Origin of the sequence: Brakhagea baltica (assembly GCF_052161605.1) — a bacterium.
In the GTDB taxonomy this organism is placed as follows: domain Bacteria; phylum Planctomycetota; class Planctomycetia; order Pirellulales; family Pirellulaceae; genus JBKCUI01.
On record NZ_CP197409.1, the window covers coordinates 6,682,434 to 6,704,582 of the forward strand.

Below are 22,149 nucleotides of genomic sequence, written 5' to 3' on the forward strand. Positions count from 1 at the left end.
GTATTATCAAAGTGCCTCACTCTCAGATCGGCCCTATCGCTGTCCACTTCCCAGAAAAAGTAGAGACCAACGAAGAGCTACAAGCTCTCAATCCCGACTGGGACTTGAGTTTGCTTGCAAGTAAAACGGGCATCTACTCGCGAACGCTCGCAGCCGACGGGGAAACGGCATCAGATCTGGCGGTAAAGGCTTGTGAACGGCTGTTTACAGAGAACAATATCGACCCGGCATCGGTCGACTTCTTGCTGTATTGCACCCAGACACCAGACTACATACTTCCCACGACGGCGTGTCTCATCCAGGACCGCCTCGGACTCAGGACAAGTTGCGGTGCCATCGATTACAACCTAGGCTGCTCGGGGTTTGTCTATGGCATGTCTTTGGCCGAGGGGCTCATCGCTAGCGGACAGTGCCGCCGCATTTTGCTGGTTACCGCAGAGACGTATTCTAAGTACATACTTCCAAACGATCGTTCCATTCGCCCCATTTTTAGCGACGCAGCAGCAGCAACCTTGATTGAAACCGGCCGGGAAAAATCGGTCTATGGGTTCGAGTTTGGGACCGATGGCAGTGGAGCGGACACCTTGTTCGTAGAGGATGGAGGTGCCAGGCAATCTCCGTGTGCGATTCAGCCTCGCAATCGAAAGCGGTGGAAGAGTCGGCTCTACATGGATGGTCCCAGCCTAATGAGCTTTACCGTCGGAGCGATCCCTCAAATGGTTCGCGAAATGATTCAAAAAGCGGATCTAACCGAGGATGATATTGACTATTATCTCATGCACCAGGCGACGCAGAAAATGCTCGAGCAGTTGCAGATCGCGCTCAAGACCGACGACGAGCAGCTCCCGATAAGGTTAGCCAATCGAGGAAACACGGTTTCTTGTACGCTCCCCATCTTGATCAACGACTTGAGGCAAGAGGGGAAGCTCGTACCGGGAGACATAAGCACTTTGGTTGGTTTCGGCGTAGGCTGGTCCTGGGCAGGGTGCCTCTGGAGGTGCTAGGAGCTAGTAAAATTTCGTAAAGTCACAAGTTCGTTTGATAGGTCGTACGCTCCCAGCTTTTGCTCTCCACTGACCTCGTGTCCGTGGAAGTATGACTAATCGGCTAGCAAACGGAGCCTGCAACGCTCCCGGCTCACCACCGAGTTTACTCGGTGGGAGTGTGACTCGTCAGTGGAGCCGAATGATAAAGGTTTGTGGTACTTGTTCTCGAAATAGCGTGTCTAATACGAGTACTGTGAAAACCTGAGTAAGATTAAGAGTAAGAGTAAGATTTTTAGTAACCGTTAGATTTTGGTTCCCATTCCAAGCATCCCAAGATGTCCGAATCCAGTCCCTTTATTCAGGTAGCCGATCTGACGGTTGCGTATCAACGCAAGCCTGTGTTATGGGAGATTAGCTTAGAAATCCCCGAGGGGGCTTTGGTCGGCTTGGTCGGTCCTAACGGGGCAGGCAAGAGTACGCTTCTCAAGGCCATGTTGGGGATGGTCAATCAGGTAAGCGGCGAGATAACTTTGGAGGGCAAGCCGATTCTTCAGCAGCGAGAGAGAATCGCTTACGTTCCGCAGCGTGAATCGGTAGATTGGGATTTTCCAGCTTCGGTGCTCGATGTGGTTACGATGGGGCTCTACCGAAAGATCGGTTGGTTTATGCCGGTTCGCAAGCACCATAAGCAGCTTGCCCTGGAGGCATTAGAACGAGTTGGGATCGCCGATCTCGCGAATCGTCAGATCAGTCAATTGTCTGGTGGGCAGCAGCAACGCACTTTTCTAGCTCGGGCTTTGGTGCAGGATGCTGATCTTTACATGATGGACGAACCCTTTGCTGCGGTCGATGCGGCCACCGAGCAGTCCATCGTGTCGGTCCTAAGATCCATGCAGCGTGACATGAAGACCATGCTGGTTGTGCATCACGATCTTCATACCGTCCCCGATTATTTCGATTACCTCATTTTGCTCAATGTTCACGCCGTAGCATACGGTCCCATGCAAACTACTTTTACGCCCGACAACCTCCGCAAAACCTACGGAGGCCGTCTCACGTTGCTAGACGAAGTCACCGAGGCCATCCGCCGCCGTCACACGTAGACAGCTCGCGTAGCGTTTTGCTCAAATCGTTTAACCGCACGGGCATCGCCCTGCGTTGAGGTCTCCAGGGGCCGCCCACAATAGCGCTCCCATAGACAACCGTCTAAACATCCCGTTCAGCTCCCGAATAGACTTCCGAGGAGCAGCATCGTATTAAGTCGACCATTTTGTCCCTCGGGATTTGATCAATCTAATCCATCTGGAGTTGGCTCGCGTTTGGCGGTAACAGGCGGTAGACGCAACCGGGAAGTAACAGTTAAATTGCATCAAAAAAGTCCGCTCACCCCCACATTCGAGGGGGGGACGATAGCCGAAACCGGGATAATAATTATCCCGGTTTCCTGCCGAGCGAGGACAAAATGTTTGACTTCCGGGGACAACACCCGATAACAACGACTTTCCCGGTATCAAAGCTGGGATAATTACAACTTATTTGCGGTAGAATGCATGGATGAAAAGCGTCTACCTTGAAACTACTGTTGTTGGGCACATCGCTGGTCGGCTCCATCCGATCGCAGCCTTACATGCGCGACAGCAGGTCACGCGATAATGGTGGGACTCAGCCTCAAATCGGTATTTGCTGTTTGCGTCTGACCTTGTCCTTGCCGAATGCGCTGATGGCGATGGTGCAAGCGAACGCCTCAGAATTGTGGATGGAATTGACGTGTTGCAAACCTCCGCTGCAGCAAATGCGCTCGCAGCAGAGCTGATTGCTGCCCACGCAGTGCCTCAATCGGAGCCGCGTGACGCACTGCACATTGCCCTAGCTGCTGTCAACGGCATCGCTTGGGCGCAGAGTTTGATTACGACCTCGATCGAATCTTTGCGGACATCCAGCGTCGTCAATCAGAGTCAGGTCGAACGTATGTGACTAGGCCGTCTCGGAGAATCGCAAATAACAAAGCGATGCAACGGAGCGGCGACGTTTCTGACAACGCCGAGTCAACTCCTGCCGCCCGCTGATCGCGGCCGTTCGTCCGGCTGGGGTAACACCAATGCGTGATCCAACAATGGTAATTGCACCGTCTCCTCGCGATGGTAAAATGGACGGATGGAGATCCAAGAATGACCGTTGAGCAAGCAATTAACGACATTTCTGCCCTACCGCCGAGTGACCAGCTTCGTATCGTTCAGGCGATCTGGGACCGACTGGCGGACGGCGTTGGCACGGAATTGAGCGATTCGCAGCGTGCAGAGCTGGACCGTCGCTGGTCCGAATACAAGGCAGATCCATCGACCGCACTTAGCGAGGAAGAATTTCGAGAACGCATCCGTGTGGCGCGTGGTCGATGAAGGCTCGTCTAACGGCCCATACCGAAGCTGATCGCGACCTTCAAAATCGCGGACAACATAAATAGGCTTAGAATTTTGCGCCGGGCAGTCGGGTAAAACGTGCCCCGACCATGGGGCTGAGCACTCGATCCGACAAATTCTGAAGTCACGCTTAGCCTCTCGTGATAAGTGATGGCTGCCGTTCGTCTCAGGTATGTTTCGATGATAATATGACAAATTGGAAGCAGATCATCGATAACTTCCTTCGGGTATCAGATCCAGAGGGAGACTACGATCATTATTCCCCAGCGGGTGCGTCGGAAGAACAACTGACCATGCTCGAGGCGAATTTGGGCGTTTCCTTGCCTCCCGAACTTTGCGACTTCTATCGGCACTGCAATGGACTTGGTTTGGTACCTCGCGACGGTTCTAGCATGCCGCTGTTCGTGCGACCGACACACGAGCTTGTCGAGTACATTCAGCTCTGTCGATCGTCATTCTCTGAATCGCATCTAAAGTATGCGATGGGTAGCTGTTCTGCTAATTGACCTATTTTGTAGAAATGCCCCACGCTTGACGTGGGGAATGTTACGCTTCTCGCTAAACAGGTGGAGACTCTCCCCGCCCCTCATCCAGGTTCGGCGGCTTTGCCGCCGAACCTGGATGAGGGGCGGGCGTTGGGCGGGTAATTAATTAGCGAGAAACGTGAAGCTCCGCAGGGCAAGCCTGCGGCATCTTTCCTTTATCCCACGGCCAGAATTAAGATTACGGTCACTCGTCCTTGTTGTTCCGTGTCCCATCAATCCACTAGAGTCGAACATATTTTTGAATTCGGCTCATCCAGATATCAAGGAGTTAAAAGTGGACAAAAGAGGAATCCGCCGATAAGTTGCAAACCGCGACCGGCCAAGTGATAATTACGGGAGTAGCGGAGCAAAGCTATGCAGTTCGGGCTCCCAATCGACCTAACCATTCGGATGGGGTAAAGGTGCACTTCGTTGTCACCAGTAAGAGATTCGCTTGAAACCATGACAAAACAGAAACAGATAGTGCTAAATTACGTTGGCATAGTTGTCTCGATGGTAGTGATCGTCTTAACGTCGATGTGGGGAGTTTCAGCGAACCCGCAAACAATTGCTTTCGCCTCGTTGGCAATGCTGAACGTAGTCAATATTGCGCACGCAAATGATCGGTTCTTCCTCAATCGGCATCGCCTACTCGTCGCAATGATTTTGGCTGGAATTGTCTTGCCTCTTCTGTATTGGACTGGCACCAGGATTCTTACAGCCAGCGAATGGCCGTGGTCCGACAATACCAGACTTCCGGCATTGATCTTGATTACCATTGTAGTTGGCCAGTCCGCGATTGTAGGATTCCTCCGATCAACAGGTATGCCAAATAACGCCGAAGCCCCGACATCCGAGACATGAGATACGATAACATCGTATCGTGACCAAGCGGAGGATCTTAAGACGTGGCACTTAATTCTCGATTAATCATCCAGCTCATAACAGGGTGTATGCTGGGCCTAGTATTCCTGTTTGGCTTGCTTCAGTTTTATGCGGCCAAGATGGTTTTCCAGGGAGACGTTCGAGAGGCATGTTACCTTGCTATTGCTTTTGATAACTTCCGCCGCGAGCACGGAACCGAGCCAACAGTAAACGATGTCAAGTCTTTTCCGTCGCGTATAGAGTTCTTCAAACGGGAAGGGAACCGGTACTTATTCAAGTGTGGGCTGTACGGAAAGAGCTTGTTGATCATACAGCTAAATGAGAAAGGAACTTTCGACTTCTTCGTTGAAGGGTGAGGTATTTATGCTTGGTAGCGATATCTCGCCTATACCGGGACTGATAAAGCAAGGCCAGACGCGTAGCAAGATATCTCAACGCGCGCAGTACAACGAGTAAGTCGGTTCCGTAGGAATGAAAACAGTGTTCACGATGAATTAAAAGAGAGCAGAATCCGCTATAAAGTTGCAAACCGCAACCGGTCAAGTGATAATGACTGGTGTTGGGGAACAAGGCCATACATTTCAATCGCCCCATCAACGCAACCGCTACGGGAACACAAGCTTGCATTTCGTTTGCTTGACCGCTGGATAGGTAGGATATAGATTTGATGTTCCTCGAAACTAAAATCCTGGCTCTTACCTAAATCCTTGGTAACCTATGAGCGAGAATACTCATCGCCCGAACGATCGTCAAATTGTTCGAATGGTTCGGTTGGACGAAGAGGACGGGACACTCACGCCAACTGATACCGACGCCTCGGAACCAATATTGATGATGTGGCGAATAACGCAAGACTGCTGGGCCTTTGTTCCAGGACACGATGCTAAACGAGAATTTCAGAGACATGTTACTCGCGTTGAACGACGCGGGCGCTAAGTTTTTACTTACAACAATCTCGAGAGTACGGTTCGAAGATGCTTGGAAGAATAGGCTGACCGTTGAGATTGAAGGAATACCGATCGCTGTCATAGGTCTCAAAGATCTGCTTTTGAACAAACAATCTACTGGGCGAGAAAAGGATGCCGCCGACATTCCGCTGATAAAAAGACTTCTCGGATAAGAGGCGACTAGCTTCCGAGCGATTGGAGGATTGCGAAAATCTGGAGTGGCAGGTGGTTGTTGGACTGAAAGATGGCAAACTACTAGCAGAACGTCCAGCAGCTGCACCTAATCCGGCAATCGAAGTCCGTCAGATATTGCCTGATGGAACAGATATTAAGGCGGTTTGGTCGCATCTGAGCCGAACTAGGAACCACGTAAGCCAACGATAAACGAAATGGTTGGGGCAGAAGGATTGATGGGTGGGGTGATGGGCGGTTGGCGTGCCAGAGCCCTACCGGAGTGCTTGGGCATGTTCCGCTACTATTGGCATCGCTTCGCTAGGCAGTGGCCGCGTCTATAAAGAGACAATCGCGATCCTAGCCGCTTCGGCTTCTTGGATTGTTCGCTCGCGATCCAGTAGAATGGTTTTTCCTGCCTCGATGGCGATAGCTACCCCACCAGCTCGCTTCATAGAGGCGATCGTCCTTGGGCCAATTGTTGGTAAATCAAAACGCATGTCTTGCTGCGGCTTCGCAACCTTGATCAAACTAAATCCACCTCGCGGACACACCGTCGCTGTTCGAAGAATGCACGCATCGGTTCCCTCGATAGCTTCCACGGCTAGCACCGTTCGATCCCGAACCGTGACACTTTGCCCGATGTCGAGTCGCCCCATTTCCTTGGCCATTTTCCAGCCGAATTGCAAGTCCGTATCAACACGGGAGCTGGGACGATTTTTGGTCAATATCCCCTGTTCGGCGATAAGCTGTGTCGCGTAATCGGTTCCCGGTACTGTCTTCATCCCTTGTCGCTCGAAAGATTGCACGACCGCTCCCAGCATCGAATCGTCGGACGTGTTCGTTCCGCGAGTCTTGGAGACGTAGATCGGAAAAAAGGTCTTAATGCATTCCCAATCGGGCACATGAGACACCCAACCCCACCCATGAAACAATATCTTATCCTTGAAGACCTTACCCGATAAACAAACGTACTGCACATTGTGCTTACGAAAAAATCTTTGCATCCCACCCAGCTTGCAGACCCCGACCCAATGCATCGCATCTGCCAACTCGGCCAACTCCGGCGATGCATGCCCATGAATCGCAGCAACAACCACGCGATGGCCTTTCTCTCGAAGAGATTTGGCAACATTGATGGGGTAATCTCCCCAGCCTGCGACTATACCTATCGTTTCCATTATGATGCCTCGTTGATGTCTCGATCTTTATCCAGCTTTGCGTTGCTCCGCGTCGGTCTCCGCCATCGCATCGAGCTTGCGTTCGAGTTGCTTCAGTGACTTACGCATTTCAGGCAGCTTTAGCATGGACGCGATCACCATCGCTTGCTCTTTCCTTGGAATCGCCGGACTGCCTAGCAAAATCTGATTCTCCGCGACATCTTCGGCAACTCCAGACTTGGCCAAAATGATCGACTTGTTGCCAATATGAATATGATCTCGCATGCCGACCTGCCCCGCCAACACGACATAGTCTCCCGTGCTGCAGCTTCCTGCAATGCCAACTTGAGAGCAGACCAAGTTGTGCTTGCCGATCTTACAATTGTGAGCGATCTGGACCAAGTTGTCGATTTTTGTTCCCTCGCCGATCTTGGTGGCACCGTAGGTACCACGATCAATAGTCGTGCTGGCTCCGATTTCTACATCGCTTTCGACATGCACCCAACCGAGCTGAGCGGTCGATACATGTCGGCCTTGTTCGGTTTTGTAGCCAAAGCCGTGGGCCCCCAGAACACAGTTCGCATGCAGTACAACTCGATCCTCTAAAATGGTTCCAGGGTAAAGCACAACTCCGGGATAAACTTGGCAGTTGCTACCAATCTTGCAACCATCCATGACCGTCGCACCTCGGTGAATGTGCGTCCCTTCGCCAACCTCGCAATTTTCACCAACCGAAGCCAATGCCTCAACGACTGCGGAGCTGGCAACACGTGCAGTCGAGCTCACGCACGCTCGCGGGTCCACTCCTGTCTTGGACGTCACCACGATAGCAGGTCGAAAGATCTTGCAGATCTGGGCGAACGCTTCATGAGGATTCGACACGACGATCTGTGGAATATCAAGTTCAGGAAACCGCTGAGGCGTAACACAGGCTGCCGCTTTCGAGGTCTGCAACCGGGATAAATGTTTGTCGCTGTCGATTAGAGTGATCTGCCCCGACTCGGCATCTTGAAGTGGGGCTGCTCCCGAGATGCTTTGCGAATTCGGCTGAACGACCGCATCCCGAGTGACAAGCTCACCCTGCACGTGCTTTGCTAGCGTTAGCAGATCGATCGTTTGCATAGCGAATTCCTTTTCCGATGGGTAGGTTTCGTTGGCACAAGAGCGTCAACATGAAAGGCTTCCGCTTTGACTATACGTTATCCTGTTTACCAAAATCAACGCAGATTTCCCCGTCTACCTGCGAAATCGATGTTGGCATATTCTACGTATTTCCACTAGACTACTACGATTGCTATTGTGAGGACCCGGTAGCAAGCCAACGAAATATAAACCAGGGAGGGTTTCAATGGGAAAAGAATCAATCCGGTTCATCCATGCCGCTGACTTTCATCTTGAGCGGCCTATGCAGGATTTGCTCGATCTACCCGAGCATCTCAAATCGTTGCTAGTCGATGCACCGTGGAAGGCCGTTGAAAACCTCTTCGAAATGGCGGTGGTCGAGAATGTTGACTTCGTGCTCCTGGCTGGCGATTTGCTAAACCCAGTTTCCTGCGGTGCGGTCGGTCCAGCGTTCTTGCTCGATCAGTTCGAGCGACTTAACCAAGCCAAGATCCAAGTCTACTGGGCCGCTGGAACCGTCGACGATCCCGATCGATGGCCAGAGTCAGTTGCCCTTCCTCCCAACGTTCACCTATTCTCCAAGAAACAAGTGGAGCCGTTGGTCTTCCGGAGAAACGGTGTACCTCTCGCCACGATACTGGGTCGCTCCAATGATGGACGAGAATCAGTCCGAGCGGCTGAGTTCCAGTTGGACGAGGATGACACTTATGTCATTGCACTTGCTCATGGCAAAGCGGAGCGAGACACGCTGATGAGCCAACGCATCGATTTCTGGGCTCTCGGGGGACAACATAATCGACAGACCTTGCACGGCGAGGCTCCTCACATGCGAATCGCCGGTTCCACACAAGGTCGCTCGTTCAGCGAGCCCGGTGCACATGGTTGTTTCATGGTCGAGGTCGATGGCAATCATGACGCACAGATCGTTACACACGATATCGATCTATTTCGCTACACCACTCAGAAGCTTGATCTCGAGGATCTCGCGATGGGGCGGGACATTCGCTCCTTGATGAGCAAACGGATTTCACGCCTCCAGAGCGAAAACGGAACCAAGCATCTCATCGTCGAATGGAAGATCGAGATGGATCTGGAGAATGCATCTTCGGTTGGGCCAGCCGCCCTGGAGGAAATTCTTAGTTGGGTGAGACGGGAATATGGACACGGTGCATGCAGCGTCTGGTCGACCGACATCTCGGTACTCTCCCCCAAGGAGTTTCCGAAGAAGTGGCAAGAAGAAGACACCATTCTCGGCGACTTCCTCAGAACGGCGACCGACAACCGCAAAACCTTTGGCAAAGACATCAACCTAAAGCCGTTCGTGGAAAGCGAAACCCCGGGCTCGCCAATTTGGCAATCGATGCTCTATCAAGACGACCCGGTGACTACCAACGCCACACTTGATCGCTCCACACTGCTCGGGGTTGATCTATTGCGTGGACATAAACTAGACCTACTGGCTCCAACCAAGCGATTTGGAGGAACGAAGTCATGAAAGTTCGAGATATTCAGATCGATGGGTTCGGAGTTTGGTCAGGTCTCTCAGTCGATTCTCTTCCCGAGGGAATGACAGTCTTTTACGGCCCTAACGAAGCGGGTAAAACCACACTCATGCAGTTCTTGCGGACCATGTTGTATGGCTTTACCGCAGAGCGACGCCAAAGATACTTGCCTCCGGTTTTCGGTGGCAAGCCAGGCGGTGCCATGCGCGTTACCGGCCCCGGCGGTGGCTACGAAATCGCCCGTCGAGCGACCTTGAACGACCCGAGCATCGTCGGCCAGTTGACGGTGACTAGCAGTGATGGCATTACTCAAGGACAGCATCGGCTCACCACGTTGTTAGGTAGCGTCGACGAATCGATCTTTACCAATGTCTTTGCAATCGGGCTTCGCGAGCTTCAAGAGCTTAGCACGTTGGATGACACCGCTGCTGCGGACGAACTCTACAAACTATCGAGTGGGCTAGACCGTGTGTCCCTCGTCGATGTGATGCGACAATTGCGAGGTGCTCGTGGCGAATTGATTTCGGTCGATGCACAGTCGGGACAAGTTTCGACGATGATGATGCGTCGCGAAAAGCTGCGCGAGGAAATCGAGCAACTCACCATCCGAGGACGTCGATGGGGTGAGCTAGCCACCCACCGTCGCAATCAACAAACGGAAATCGACGAGCTCAAGCAACGGATCGGTCAATGGCAACTAGAGGCCAAGACGGTCGAAACGTCTTTACAAGTCCGTGAACCTTGGTTGGCACGTCAAACGACCCGTAACAAAATCAAGGCACTCAATGCTCGGACCGATATTCCGGACGATTCCATCACGAAGCTCCGTGACATTCAGGAACAGATCGAAGACAAGAAGCGACAGATCTTGGCCGTACGTGAAGAGCGAAAGAATTTGCGACTTCAAGCCCAGCGAATGCCGCTCAGCAAAGGCATCTTGGCATTGGGAGCCAAGATCGAGGCAGCCAATGAGCAAGGGCCTTGGATCAGCGGTCTTCAGATGCAAATCCAACGTTTGCAGTCAGAGCTCGAGCAAACTCGCGAGCAGCTTATTGAAGATGCAAAGCGACTAGGCCTCTCTGAGCAGGACCAAGAAGCCCTTATCGAGGACAAGCGACTCGCAAATCTACCCGATCTGTCTCGTCAAGCGATTAGCCAATTAGCGGGCCCTGCTCGCGACGTGCGGGTTTACCAAACACGATTAAAGCAGGCCAAAGAGCAAGGAATTGGGGACAAAAAAGAAGCTGACCGGCTGGCGGCTGAGCTAGATGGATTCCTAGCAGTTCGCGGGCACGGCGATTTGCAGACCGCTCATCGTTCGTCGAACGAGATGCTTGCAACGCTCCGAAAAGTACAAATGCTGGACGAGCGTATCGAAAAGCTACGCCGCCATCGCAAGGAGATTGAAACGCAAGCCGTCGAAGTCGAAACCGATGAGGTGTTTCCTATCGATGATTGGTGGAGATTGCTCATCTCCTACGCTCCTGGATTCTTGTGTTTGGTGTTCGGTATAAGCAATTTCTTCGGTTGGTCTCTCATGGGTCCAAAGGCACCCGTCATGGGACCTGATGGAACGCCACTTCCTGTTTCCAATGTAAATCAGCAGACGATCGGTTTCTTGCTGATTGTCGTCGGTGCCATGCTATTAGGCTTCACCTACTATCGCTGGAAGAATATGGAGCAAGATAGCCAAGATGAGCTAGAAAGCTGTGATGCCAAGCTAGAAGCAGCGGATCTCCAACTACAAAAAACCGTCAAGGAACGGAACGATCTCCTAACAGCGTTGCCGGAGTATGCAGGAACTCTCGAGCAGCGCATTCGCGATGCCGAGGGGGAACTGACCCACTGTGAATCGTATCTTCCGATCTTCCACAATTTGCAAGCAGCACAGCAACGCTACGAAACCGCTCGTCGCAACTATACGGACGCGGCCAAGGGATTGAAGAACGCAAGGTCGTCCTGGAAGAAGACACTAGCCCAGCTCGGCTTAGCAGCTTCCCTTTCGCCCAAGAGTATCCGAGTCCTCGCAGAGGGATATGAGTCCTTAACAACCACTCGTCGAAGGTTAAAAGCACTCGAGGATGAGCTGGGACAACGTAGAATTGAACTTTCCACCGGTTTGCAACGCATTGAAGCATTGTCTCTGCAACTAAAGGTGGCGATCGAAGAAAGTCGCGATGGTGGCGAGCCTTCGAAGAAAGCCTCCATGCTGGAGCGTCAATCGGATACCTCACGGGATTCACGACACGCAGAGTCGCGCCGCCCTGAAGATCGACGGGATAAAGATAGAGACCGTGATAAAGATCGGGATCGACGTGAACAGCGCAATCGAGACGAACAGATGTCGTTGCGAGCAGCTTCTGCGGCAGCTAGCAGCAATGTCCAAGACGGTCCGTTGGTCAAATTGCAAGAGCTCACCAACACTCTTGCTCAGCACAAGCAATATATCGTTGAGCGAAAGCAACTCAAATCGCAAGACGAGGAACTGGGCAAGAAGCAGCGTGGCTTTCAGCGGGCTATGGACAAATGGGTTCGCGCACGCCAAGCCCATTTAGCAGACCTCGGGGTCGAGAGCCAGTCGCAGCTCGAGGAACTATTGGCTCTCAAGCAGCAATTCCTAGGCTTGGAAGCCGAAGAGAACGAGCTCTCGCAACGCATCAAGAGCATTGTTGGCGGAATCGTTCCGTATGAAACGGTAGTGCGATTGCTTGAGTCGACGACGGGTAGCGAGCTAGAAAAACGATGGGATACGCTTGGGCAGCGGGTTCAACAGGCCGAAGAGCGAATCTCCGTGTTGCTGCAAAGACAGGGTGAAACATCCCAAGAGATGAAGACGCTGGCGGCTGATCGCCGATTGGCAGAAGCCAAATTAGAGCTGGCTAGCCTGGAGAAGCAGATATCAGCCTGTGCAGATCACTGGCGTACCTTGGGCGCGACTTCGTCGATGCTTGAAAAGGTGTGCGAGGTTTATGAAACCGAAAGGCAACCAGAAACGCTTCGGGAAGCCTCTGCGTTTCTCAAGCAGCTCACCGAGGGCAAGTATGTTCGCGTTTGGACCCCGCTTGGTAAGAACGCGTTGCGGATCGACAACGACAAGAATCAGAGCTTGCCGCTTGAGGTGCTGAGTCGCGGCACTCGAGAAGCCGTCTTCATTGCCCTTCGATTGTCGTTAGCAGCAGCGTACTCGCGACGTGGGGTAACGTTGCCTTTGGTATTGGACGACGTGCTCGTGAACTTTGACACCATCCGAGCGAAGTCAGCGGCCAAGGTTCTGCAGGATTTTGCCTCGTTGGGGCATCAGGTGGTCATGTTTACTTGCCATGAGCACATCATGCGAATGTTCCATGACATCCATGTACAGGTACGAGTGCTACCCGCTCACGGACAGTCGGGTGAAGCGAAGATTTATCAACCACACGATGTACCGGTGGTGAATGTGCCGGACGTGAGCCTGGGGGCACCAAAGATTGTCGCTGCTCTCGTATTGGAACCAGAGCCCGAGCCTGAAGAAGAAGCGATCGAGGAAGAGTCCTTTGTCGAGCTTGAGATGGTCCCCATGGAGGAAGAATCAGAGCAAGAGGCTGAATTCATCCATGAAGAACCGGTGATGCTCGAGGACGAAGTAGAGGAAGACGAAGTCGCGGAGGACGAGCTAGAGATTGGGGACGAGACAGAGACCGAGGAAGAGGCCGAGACAGAGACGGTCGAGGTCGCTGAGATCATCGAACCTGTTGAAGTGAAGGTACCTGTTCGCAAGAAACCACGTCGGCAGATTGCGGTCCCGGTGGTCTTGGAGCAAGACTATCCCGAGCCTACCTCGGCAGAGCCATTCTCTTTGTGGTACGAGGACGATTCCGTCATCCACCAGGAGCGTCAGGAACCCGCAGAGCGACTCTGGAACGAGCTCGATCGGATCGATTTACCTCTGGAGGGTGAGCCACACGATCTCTGGTGGAGCCAAACCCAAGACTAACCATTTCCACTACCTTTCCCCGCCCTTAACCACATGAAAAGGCCGTTAAACTTCCCTCAAACTGCCTATAGTGACACCCTGGCAAAAAGTACCAACGATTAGGAAGTCGCCGACCGGTTCTCGCTATCGCTTGTCCGAGTTTCGATTATTCTAGTGTGCATACCACACACACTTTGGGACAGACTGACTCAAGAGCGCCGAACTTGGATTCGGAACCAGACATGCAACATTTAGATCACTTAAAGAACCTCGTCATCATGGCATCGGCGGATGGTGCGTTGTCCGAGCGAGAAATTGCCTTGCTCGTAGACCGATGCAGTGAAATGGGTTTGGAGGAAGCCGATCTTGGCAAAGCGGTCGAGTTTGCGTTGAGCGACCAAGCTTCTTTGAAGCTACCCAAGGAGCGTGAGGAGCAGATTGCCATGCTCGAGGATTTGATGAAGGTCATGGCAGCAGACGGTGTACTCAGTGAAGTCGAAAAGCGACTCTTCGCATTAGCGGCTGCCAAGATGGGAATCGACAAAAAGGAACTGGAATCCCTCATCGATCGACTGGTTGGCAAGGACTAGGCACAGGTCGCTAGCAACTTTCTCTGCTCAGATGGTTCAGCGAGGATTCAAGCAGATTGATGTTTTCACGGGAGTCCCCTATCTCGGGAACCCGTTGGCCGTGGTCATGGATGGCGAGGGGCTCGATACGGCTGCGATGCAGCACTTCACCAATTGGACAAACCTTTCGGAGTGTACATTCTTGCTCCCGCCAACTCCGCAGGGGGCAGCCGCTGGTGCCGACTACCGTGTCCGGATATTTTGCCCCGGTCGCGAGTTGCCCTTTGCAGGGCACCCAACCTTGGGTACTTGCCATGCTTGGCTAGAGGCCGGTGGTACTCCACAGGGGGAGCATATCGTTCAGGAATGTGGAGCAGGCTTAGTAAGAATTCGCCGCGATGACCAGCGACTAGCGTTCGCTGCACCTCCTAGAATTAAGAGTGGCCCGTTGGATGAATCTGACGTGAAATGGATCGCTCGTGGACTAGGGATTTCGATTGACGAGATAACGGCTCACTCGTGGTGCGACAACGGCCCGAACTGGCGAGCAGTTATGCTGCGCAGTGCCAATGATGTTTTAGCACTCAAGCCCGATACGTCGATACTGGCTGGTTTGGATGTCGGCGTGGTCGGCCCAAGAGCGGATGAGGAAACGCAGTTCGAGGTGCGAGCGTTTTTCCCTGGCAACAACGGCATGACCGAGGACCCGGTCACGGGAAGCCTCAACGCAGCCTTGGCACAGTGGTTGATCGGTGCAGGTTTAGCACCAGAACGGTACATCGCAGCCCAAGGCACCGCACTGGGCCGCCGAGGCCGAATCCATGTTGAACAAGATTCCGAGGGCACCATTTGGGTCGGAGGCCACAGCGTCACTTGTATCGACGGACAGGTCACGATCTAGCGAGAAACCTGAACCTCCGCAGGGCAAGCCTGCGGCATCTTTCCTCTATCCCTCGGCTCAAATTGAGATCAAAGCCCGAATACGCATACTAGCGGATGACGGTTACCGAAAGCACTTGCTCCTCGGTCTTGAGTGGCGTCATGATCTTGAACAAAATCAGATCGTGATCTTTCGGCGTTTCCGATCCCTTGACCGTGAGATAAATGCGACCAGTTGATTTAGCCATTTTGTCGATGGTCAAGTCGATCGGAATATCATCCACATGCTCTACTTCGATCTTGATTTGCTCGATTGGTACAGTTCCTGTGCGGAGTTTCACGATCAATTCACCTCGGTATTCCTGTTTATCCGGATCGTATTTCAAGGTCACCCAATCCGGCAAAAGCTCTATATCGGTCTGCCTTCTGACGATTAACGTCGCCTCGCTAACAACTTTGTCGTAGACTTTAAGCCGTACCTTGCCCGATGCTTTCGACTTGGCAATAAGCGACGCCGGAAATCTGGCCTCAACACAAGGTTTCCCCTCTTTCTCTAAAATCTGAAAGCTCATCGCTTGCAAAGAGGCATCTGCCTCGACTGAGCAATCGTTTATGAGATCCAGGACCGAGATGTCTATGGGGAGTTGGACAGTAAGTGGATTGCTCGAAAGCCCATCGCCGCTTACTTCGAGTGAGTAAGAGTAAAAACTCTTTGTGAAGACCGCCAAGTCTCTGTAGCGAAACTTGAAATTGAGAAACAAATCGATACTTCCGTTGAGAGTTGCGATAGCACCCACCGTGCTTTCCAGTGCTTTCGCAGTGTCTGGGATCTTAAGCACCATTTCAGCGAGACCGTTGTCACCGTCCGCGACTATAACCGGTCCGTTAATAAGTCGAACTCCGAGACCTGGGTCGCTCTTCAAGGTCATGTCAAAGTTCGTCGTGGACCGATTCATGACGCGTACAAGAACCGGAACGTCTTCCCCAATCCCCACCTCACCAACATCAAAGGACTGCACTACCACCTGGCCAGCAGGCTTAAGGAAAAGATAATCGACGTTCACGGATTCTGATGACTTCAACGAATCGTTCTGCGAGTAACACTTTGCGATCGTGCCACCAAAGCCGAGTACAAAGACCAGAGCAATAAGTCTAACCTGCGAAGAAAAGCCTGTCATAGGTTTGGTCGCCAAGTGTGTACTGGTGTCATGCAAGAAAGAACAAGTTATTCAAGTTTACCGTCAATCGGAGCCGCTTGGTGATTGGGTGGTAGAGGCCAACTTTACGAACCAGCCTCATGATACACCTCTAACTACCTTTCCCTACTCGACAACTCTGATTGACCGTCGAGCAGAAATTGAGTGCAATTTTCCAAACTAATATCCTTAAGGATATGAATGGGAAATTCAAATTTTTCTTCATTAAACTGGTGCCAATGGTAGGTCGAGATGCGGTCGCCCATTGTGCCGAGATCCTTCATACGTTCGAAAATATTTCTTATTCGATATATCCCCTCGAAATTCTCCCACGCCACATTGGTGGTTGTGGTGGATTCCTTTCGGTCTGCGCCAGTCTCGCGATCAATCAGAACAGAAGCTCTATTAACCATAAGTGAAGATATCGGGTCAAACTCCGATGACGATCGATATGCCGGAAATGACTTTTCCACCCTTAGCCTACCATTCTTGAGTCTAGTTAGCTGACAATCCGATAGGGCCGATTGGTAACTATCCCAGAAAATGTCATGATTTTCCCAGTAACCACGATCGTTTGGTGCATTAAGCGCTCCATAAAAAGTCTCAAAGCTCGGGATACCGAAAGATTGGTAGCAGCGTTCAAGAGATACCCTTCTGCGTGTGATCTCACCACTCGGATTCATAGTTGTACCGTCAGTTAACAATCCGTCCTGCCAAGCCATAAATTCCGTTACTTGGCTTACGATTTTTTCATCTCGAAACGATTGGTAGTTGACAACAAAAACGAACTTCACCGGATTCACGGTTGATGCTTTATCCAGAACCAAGCGGGCCGTGACGCGTCGTTCGTCAATCAGCGGACGGTTCTTTTCCTTGAGCGTCCTCTTTAGCTCTTCAAGCTTTGATGGATCTTTCGTCACATCCGCAATCGAAACAATTCTATAGGAGACGTCGTAGTTGTTTAGACATTCGCCATTGGCGCGCGCGACACTGACTAATGTGCTCATATCCTGTCCGCTCACACGATGCATCGCCCCAGTGTGAAAGCAGACTGCGAAAAGGAAGGAAAACTGAACTATCCTCTTTATCATAGAAAGCTATACCTTTGCTTTGCCTTGCGGTATGAACCCGATATCAATTGATTTCGTTTTTCCTCACTCTCGCCATCGTAAGGTTGCGTGAGGCCATGTCAACACTTTGCGGAAAAGTTCTGCCAATTTGCTTATATGATGCACCAAACCTAAGAGTTACGAGTACGGAATCTACGGATCGACCATGAGTTGGCATCGATCGTCGGCATCGAAGCGACACTCATCGATAAGCCATTGCGGTGCAACTTTCTGTTTGCAAAGTAATCGAACCGCATCGAAACGGCAGTTCTGGCAAGGTGTCGAGCCGTATGCGATGAGTCCCAGCCGTGAACAATCGGCTGATGATATTGGGATCGTTCTCCCGCCAGTTTTCGTAAAAGCGTCTGATTCCTGAATCGGGCGAAGCCGACATCAAACTAACGATGCGTTCCTCACCGAACCTTTCCACTGCATTGCTGGCTAGACTTCCGTCATCCCATTCCCACTCGGCTGTCGCCAGCCGTTGTCCTCGTACGCTAGCAGCGAAAAGGAAAGCGCTCTACGGCTCCACTGACCTTGTGTCAGTGGACCGATGACTCGCAGGCTAGACACGGGACGCCGTACCCGCGTTCTTCGCCCCCATTGAGCTTGCCTCAATGGAGCGCATGACTCGCTGGCTGGAGAACGCACTGACGGCCTGGGGTATCACTGATTAGCCGACGAGTCACGCTCCCACCGAGTGAACTCAGTGGTGAGCCAGGGAGCGATTGGGGCACGGCGGTCTAGCTGGTTAGTCATGCTTCCACTGACACAAGGTCAATGGAGAGCAAGGGGTAGGGGGTAGACTCGTTGTCGATGATTATTCAGCATAACGGTTCACTCCATGAACAGTTACGGATTTCTCGAGATCCTCTTTTTGGACGCATAAAGACGATTCACTGTCGATCGATTACACTCATAAGGCCTTGCGCCTTTCTCACACTTTGTTCTCACCTCTCCATTTTCGTTCGGAGCTGCTACTGCCATGCGTTCCATCTGCTTGCTTTTTGCTAAAGTTTCTTGCGGCACCTCTGCATCTCATTTCGTCGTCGCGTGCTTTGCGTTAGCCTTTATCGTTTCCTCCGTTACGGTCTCAGCAAACAACAACCAAATCGCACAAGTCGAAGTTTTGATCGGTCCTACCGAACCAGTACCGAAGACTACTGAGAGCGACTTGTTCGAACCGTTTGCTATGGAGTTCGATTCCGACGGAACCATGGTTATTGTCGAGTATACCGGCGGCCGAGTGCTAACTTGGTCGGAGAGCACAGGACTTAAGCACGTTGTCGGTGGCCCCGAACAAGCCTATGTGGATGGCGAAGCACTGAACGCTCGTTTCAACAAGCTGCATAATCTAGTCATCATGCCCAGCGGCAAAATCATTCTCTCAGAACATCTCAACCATACGATTCGTCTGTACGATCCCATTACCGCCAAGATATCTACTTTCTCCGGGACGGGCACAAAACAAGGTCCCGCTGTACCTCAGGTCAGTATCGACCAAGCGACCTATAACCAGCCGATTTGTGTGAGTGCGTCCCCCGATCATTCTTCGATTCTGGTCGCCGATATCGGCAACCATGTGATTCGACGAATCGACTTGGGGAGCGGTTTGGTCAAGATCATGGCTGGAAATGGCAAAAGCGGAAACCCGATTGACGGAGAATTGGCGACCGAGTCACCGTTGGTTGATCCTCGTGGCGCGATCGAAAACCAAGACGGCGAAATGTTTGTGATTTCACGCGGTGGACACATGCTTTGGCGAATCGATCGCGAAGGGAGAATTGTTCGCGTTGCAGGGAATGGTAAAGCGGGTCTGGTCGACGGCGATAGAACCCAATCCCAACTCAACGGCCCCAAGCACTTGTGTTTTGGCCCGACAGGTGAAATCTACTTGGCTGATGACGTTAACGATGCTGTACGCAAGTTCGACGCAAAGACAGGCTTATTAACAACGGTCGATCTAGGGGAGTACAAGCTCAAACGCCCGCACGGTGTCACGGTTCGCGACGGTTGGCTCTACATTGCCGATAGCTTCCACCATCGTATCCTACGTGTGAAACTATAGTGCAGAACGCGAGAGGCATCCTTTGACCGCGAAGACCCGCTTCGCGTAGTGGCCGAGGCGACGAGGCCTACTTCCTGGCACGAATCTGTCTGGGGCACCGTTCAGTCAGAGCTGGCGGTCTCCAGGGCAAATGGACTCGTTGCCTCATCCACTACGCAAAGACCCGCTTCCCGTAGTGGCCGAGGCGACGAGGCCTGACCGCCTGGCACGAATCTGTCGGGGGCACCGTTCAGTCAGAGCAGGCGGTCTCCAGGGCAAATGGACTCGTTGCCTCATCCGCTACGCAAAGACCCGCTTCCCGTCGTGGCCGAGGCGACGAGGCCTGCTTCCTGGTACGAATCTGTCGGGGGCACCGTTCAGTCAGAGCTGGCGGTCTCCAGGGCAAATGGACTCGTTGCCTCATCCACTACGCAAACACCCACTATCCAGACACCCGCTTCCCGTCGTAGATTTTTAGCGAGTCGTATCCGGTTCATGGCTGCTGCAGCCATTCGAGATTGAACCGGGCACAGTCGATGGAGTTCCCTCGCTCGAAGAGGCAGAGCACGGTGCCATCAGGAAGCACGGCGAGATCGGAGTAGGCGGCTTTGCCAGCTTCGAGAGTTTTATTGACAGGCCAGGTCTTGCCGTCGTCGCGACTGAGTTTGATGGAGAGGTTCTCTCGCTTGCCTCGACCTGCGGGGATGGGGTTGCCCTGTTTGTCTAGAGCCAGCGAGTGCGGGTTAGAAAACAACAACGCACCCGATGGATGGGCTACGAGGCTGGCCATGCAGACTGGCTCCCACAACGCATCGTGAAACACTGGCTGACTCCAACCTGTCGCGCCATCGGCGCTGGTGGTCACGAGCTTGCGATTTGGATTGGAGACATTGCGTGAGATCATCATCACGCGACCATCAGAGAGCGGGGCGAGGATAGACTCATTCGGGGTGCCGAAGTCACTTTCGTTGGGAATGGCGATATCCCCCGCTTGCCATGTCTTGCCATGATCATCGCTGTAGATGGTGCCGCAAGCGGAGGGCCCGTGGTCTCCGATGCCTCCGTACGCGAGCCAGATGGGCACGACAAGCCGGCCCTTATTCAACTGAATACCATGACCGGGACCGGTAGCAATCACCTTCCAATCGTACATCTTTCTGAAAGGCTCGAAACTGGCCGTGATCTCTACCGGAGCGCTCCAGGTGAGTCCATCGTCTGTGCTCCGCATCGAGAAACAACGAGCGTAGTTCACGCAGTAGAGAAACTCGATGGCTCCGGTCTCGTGGTCTACAATGGCGACGGGGTTGTTGACCGTTTGTTCGCCCGCACCGACGTTATCTTTTCTGTGTGGATTTCCTTCGATCCGATCCGCATTGTGTGCGATGTGCTGTGAGGGTAGCCAGGTCTTGCCACCATCTTTCGAGCGACGCAGATGCACCTCGATTTCGCCCCAGTCTTTGCTGTCGTTTTTGCGAGCCTCGCAGTAGGCGAGCACGGTCCCCTTGGGCGTAACGATGATACCGGGAATGCGATAACGTCTGATTCCGTTGAGTCCAGGCGGAAAAACTTCGGACATTTCCATCCGGGGATCACCAGCGTGTAGTGTTGACTGCGGCGCAAGCGGCCTAGCAGTGCCGATATCACGCGGCATTGACGGAACCGGAGTTTTCGAGAGATAGATGTTCGCCTTGCCTTCGTGAGACGAGTAGTAGCTAATCCATAACTGCTCTTCGTGTAGCACTAGACCTGCGTAGCTCGTATCGCCGCCGGAGGGCAAAGCGAGAAACTCGGTCAGCTTCCCAGTTTGCGGATCGACCCAACACAACGCCGTGCGGACTTGCTTGTCATATAATCGTACAGCGGCCACGAAGCGACCATCGGGAAGCCGAATCATATGCGGCCCACCGATCCGCGTGCCCAGATCCTTCCACTCCCAATCCCTGAACGGAGCCTGCGAGATTCCGAGCAAACCTGTGTTGGGTTCATTCGCTCGCCCGTCACGTCGCAGAAGACAGTACGCGGTGTCGCCTTCGAAGACGATAGACGTTTCGTTCGGATAGCCCACATCGTACAAGCGTTCGACCAGAGTCTCGAAATTCTTCCCGTCTTTGCTCGAGTAGAACCGCACCGACTTATCTTCGCCACAGCCATATCCTATGCCGTAAGCTTTGCCCTCGTGCCAAGTCACACGCCATAGCCAAACGTTTGGATCGCCGATAGCGTGTTTTTCACTCCAGTTTCGACCATCCCTCGAGAACCAGGCCAATGACTGATGGGTGTGCTGCGATTTGTCATGCAACGCCTCGGCCCCGCAAAGCATCAGTTGACCGTCGGGTGTGACGGTGATCTTGGCATCGCGCAAGTCCGAGTTGTCCGATGTAATCAGCGCCGCAGATTCCCATGACTCACCATCGACCGATGTGATGACGCGCAATGCTCCGTCAGGAGAAACATGGCCTTGCCCCTCGCGAAAGACGCAGAACCAGCGGTCGTTGAACCTTACAAGATCGGTGAAGGCATTATGAGGTGCCTGGTCCCAAATCTTTACCGCAGCGCCAACAGGCACCGCACCTTGCTCAGCAGCCCAGCAACAACTCAGGCACCACATGGCCACAAGTGCAACTGGCAACAGAAATCGCTTGAACATGAAATTCTCCTTATGCCCCACTGAAGCCCACCGGTC

General features: G+C 52.7%; 19 protein-coding genes. 14 read left to right on the top strand and 5 right to left on the bottom strand.

Annotation, left to right across the window (positions count from 1 at the left end; genetic code table 11):
* Positions 1–11 precede the first annotated feature (11 nt).
* The 8 genes from SH449x_RS25905 to SH449x_RS25940 all read left to right on the top strand — a co-directional run bounded on the left by SH449x_RS25905 (position 12) and on the right by SH449x_RS25940 (position 5,932).
* Complete coding sequence (locus SH449x_RS25905; protein WP_482378976.1) at positions 12–1,004, top strand: 3-oxoacyl-ACP synthase III family protein; 993 nt, start codon at positions 12–14, stop codon at positions 1,002–1,004.
* Positions 1,005–1,321: 317 nt separating this feature from the next.
* Positions 1,322–2,089, top strand: coding sequence for a metal ABC transporter ATP-binding protein (locus SH449x_RS25910; protein WP_482378977.1), 768 nt, complete (start codon positions 1,322–1,324; stop codon positions 2,087–2,089).
* Between the two features lie 577 nt (positions 2,090–2,666).
* Positions 2,667–2,960 carry a PIN domain-containing protein gene (locus SH449x_RS25915; protein WP_482378978.1) on the top strand — a complete coding sequence of 98 codons (294 nt, stop codon included), beginning with the start codon at positions 2,667–2,669 and terminating at the stop codon, positions 2,958–2,960.
* A gap of 194 nt (positions 2,961–3,154) precedes the next feature.
* Entirely contained in the window at positions 3,155–3,382 is a 228-nt protein-coding gene (locus tag SH449x_RS25920; protein WP_482378979.1) for an addiction module protein, read from the top strand.
* A gap of 209 nt (positions 3,383–3,591) precedes the next feature.
* Entirely contained in the window at positions 3,592–3,909 is a 318-nt protein-coding gene (locus tag SH449x_RS25925) for an SMI1/KNR4 family protein (RefSeq protein ID WP_482378980.1), read from the top strand.
* A gap of 480 nt (positions 3,910–4,389) precedes the next feature.
* Complete coding sequence (locus SH449x_RS25930; protein WP_482378981.1) at positions 4,390–4,791, top strand: hypothetical protein; 402 nt, start codon at positions 4,390–4,392, stop codon at positions 4,789–4,791.
* 44 nt (positions 4,792–4,835) lie between these two features.
* Complete coding sequence (locus SH449x_RS25935; RefSeq protein ID WP_482378982.1) at positions 4,836–5,168, top strand: hypothetical protein; 333 nt, start codon at positions 4,836–4,838, stop codon at positions 5,166–5,168.
* A gap of 524 nt (positions 5,169–5,692) precedes the next feature.
* On the top strand, positions 5,693–5,932 hold the full coding sequence (locus SH449x_RS25940; protein WP_482378983.1) for a hypothetical protein: 240 nt from the start codon (positions 5,693–5,695) through the stop codon (positions 5,930–5,932).
* A 336-nt stretch (positions 5,933–6,268) separates the two neighbouring features.
* Here the strand turns inward: SH449x_RS25940 and SH449x_RS25945 are convergent, their stop codons facing one another.
* A complete protein-coding gene (locus SH449x_RS25945) occupies positions 6,269–7,111 on the bottom strand; it encodes an LpxI family protein (RefSeq protein WP_482378984.1) in 843 nt (280 codons plus the stop codon).
* Between the two features lie 27 nt (positions 7,112–7,138).
* On the bottom strand, positions 7,139–8,212 hold the full coding sequence (lpxD, locus tag SH449x_RS25950; protein ID WP_482378985.1) for a UDP-3-O-(3-hydroxymyristoyl)glucosamine N-acyltransferase: 1,074 nt from the start codon (positions 8,210–8,212) through the stop codon (positions 7,139–7,141).
* A gap of 226 nt (positions 8,213–8,438) precedes the next feature.
* Between lpxD and SH449x_RS25955 the strand changes: the two genes are divergently transcribed.
* The 4 genes from SH449x_RS25955 (at position 8,439) to SH449x_RS25970 (ending at position 15,136) form a co-directional block, all read left to right on the top strand.
* The gene (locus tag SH449x_RS25955) at positions 8,439–9,707 is read left to right on the top strand and encodes a metallophosphoesterase family protein (RefSeq protein WP_482378986.1); all 1,269 of its coding nucleotides are present in this window, start codon (positions 8,439–8,441) and stop codon (positions 9,705–9,707) included.
* The gene (locus tag SH449x_RS25960; RefSeq protein ID WP_482378987.1) at positions 9,704–13,687 is read left to right on the top strand and encodes an ATP-binding protein; all 3,984 of its coding nucleotides are present in this window, start codon (positions 9,704–9,706) and stop codon (positions 13,685–13,687) included. Before SH449x_RS25955 ends, SH449x_RS25960 begins: the two co-directional genes overlap by 4 nt.
* Before the next feature lie 221 nt (positions 13,688–13,908).
* The gene (locus SH449x_RS25965) at positions 13,909–14,256 is read left to right on the top strand and encodes a tellurite resistance TerB family protein (RefSeq protein ID WP_482378988.1); all 348 of its coding nucleotides are present in this window, start codon (positions 13,909–13,911) and stop codon (positions 14,254–14,256) included.
* Positions 14,257–14,287: 31 nt separating this feature from the next.
* Complete coding sequence (locus tag SH449x_RS25970; protein ID WP_482378989.1) at positions 14,288–15,136, top strand: PhzF family phenazine biosynthesis protein; 849 nt, start codon at positions 14,288–14,290, stop codon at positions 15,134–15,136.
* A gap of 88 nt (positions 15,137–15,224) precedes the next feature.
* Here the strand turns inward: SH449x_RS25970 and SH449x_RS25975 are convergent, their stop codons facing one another.
* Both SH449x_RS25975 and SH449x_RS25980 read right to left on the bottom strand, forming a co-directional pair.
* On the bottom strand, positions 15,225–16,292 hold the full coding sequence (locus SH449x_RS25975) for a hypothetical protein (protein ID WP_482378990.1): 1,068 nt from the start codon (positions 16,290–16,292) through the stop codon (positions 15,225–15,227).
* A 134-nt stretch (positions 16,293–16,426) separates the two neighbouring features.
* On the bottom strand, positions 16,427–17,401 hold the full coding sequence (locus tag SH449x_RS25980) for a hypothetical protein (protein ID WP_482378991.1): 975 nt from the start codon (positions 17,399–17,401) through the stop codon (positions 16,427–16,429).
* A 184-nt stretch (positions 17,402–17,585) separates the two neighbouring features.
* On the opposite strand from SH449x_RS25980, the gene SH449x_RS25985 reads away from it, so the two are divergent.
* Entirely contained in the window at positions 17,586–17,795 is a 210-nt protein-coding gene (locus tag SH449x_RS25985) for a hypothetical protein (RefSeq protein WP_482378992.1), read from the top strand.
* A 609-nt stretch (positions 17,796–18,404) separates the two neighbouring features.
* Positions 18,405–19,487: an NHL repeat-containing protein gene (locus tag SH449x_RS25990; protein ID WP_482378993.1), complete on the top strand. Its 1,083-nt coding sequence runs from the start codon at positions 18,405–18,407 to the stop codon at positions 19,485–19,487.
* A 472-nt stretch (positions 19,488–19,959) separates the two neighbouring features.
* Here the strand turns inward: SH449x_RS25990 and SH449x_RS25995 are convergent, their stop codons facing one another.
* A complete protein-coding gene (locus tag SH449x_RS25995; protein ID WP_482378994.1) occupies positions 19,960–22,113 on the bottom strand; it encodes a sialidase family protein in 2,154 nt (717 codons plus the stop codon).
* Between the last annotated feature and the right edge of the window lie 36 nt (positions 22,114–22,149).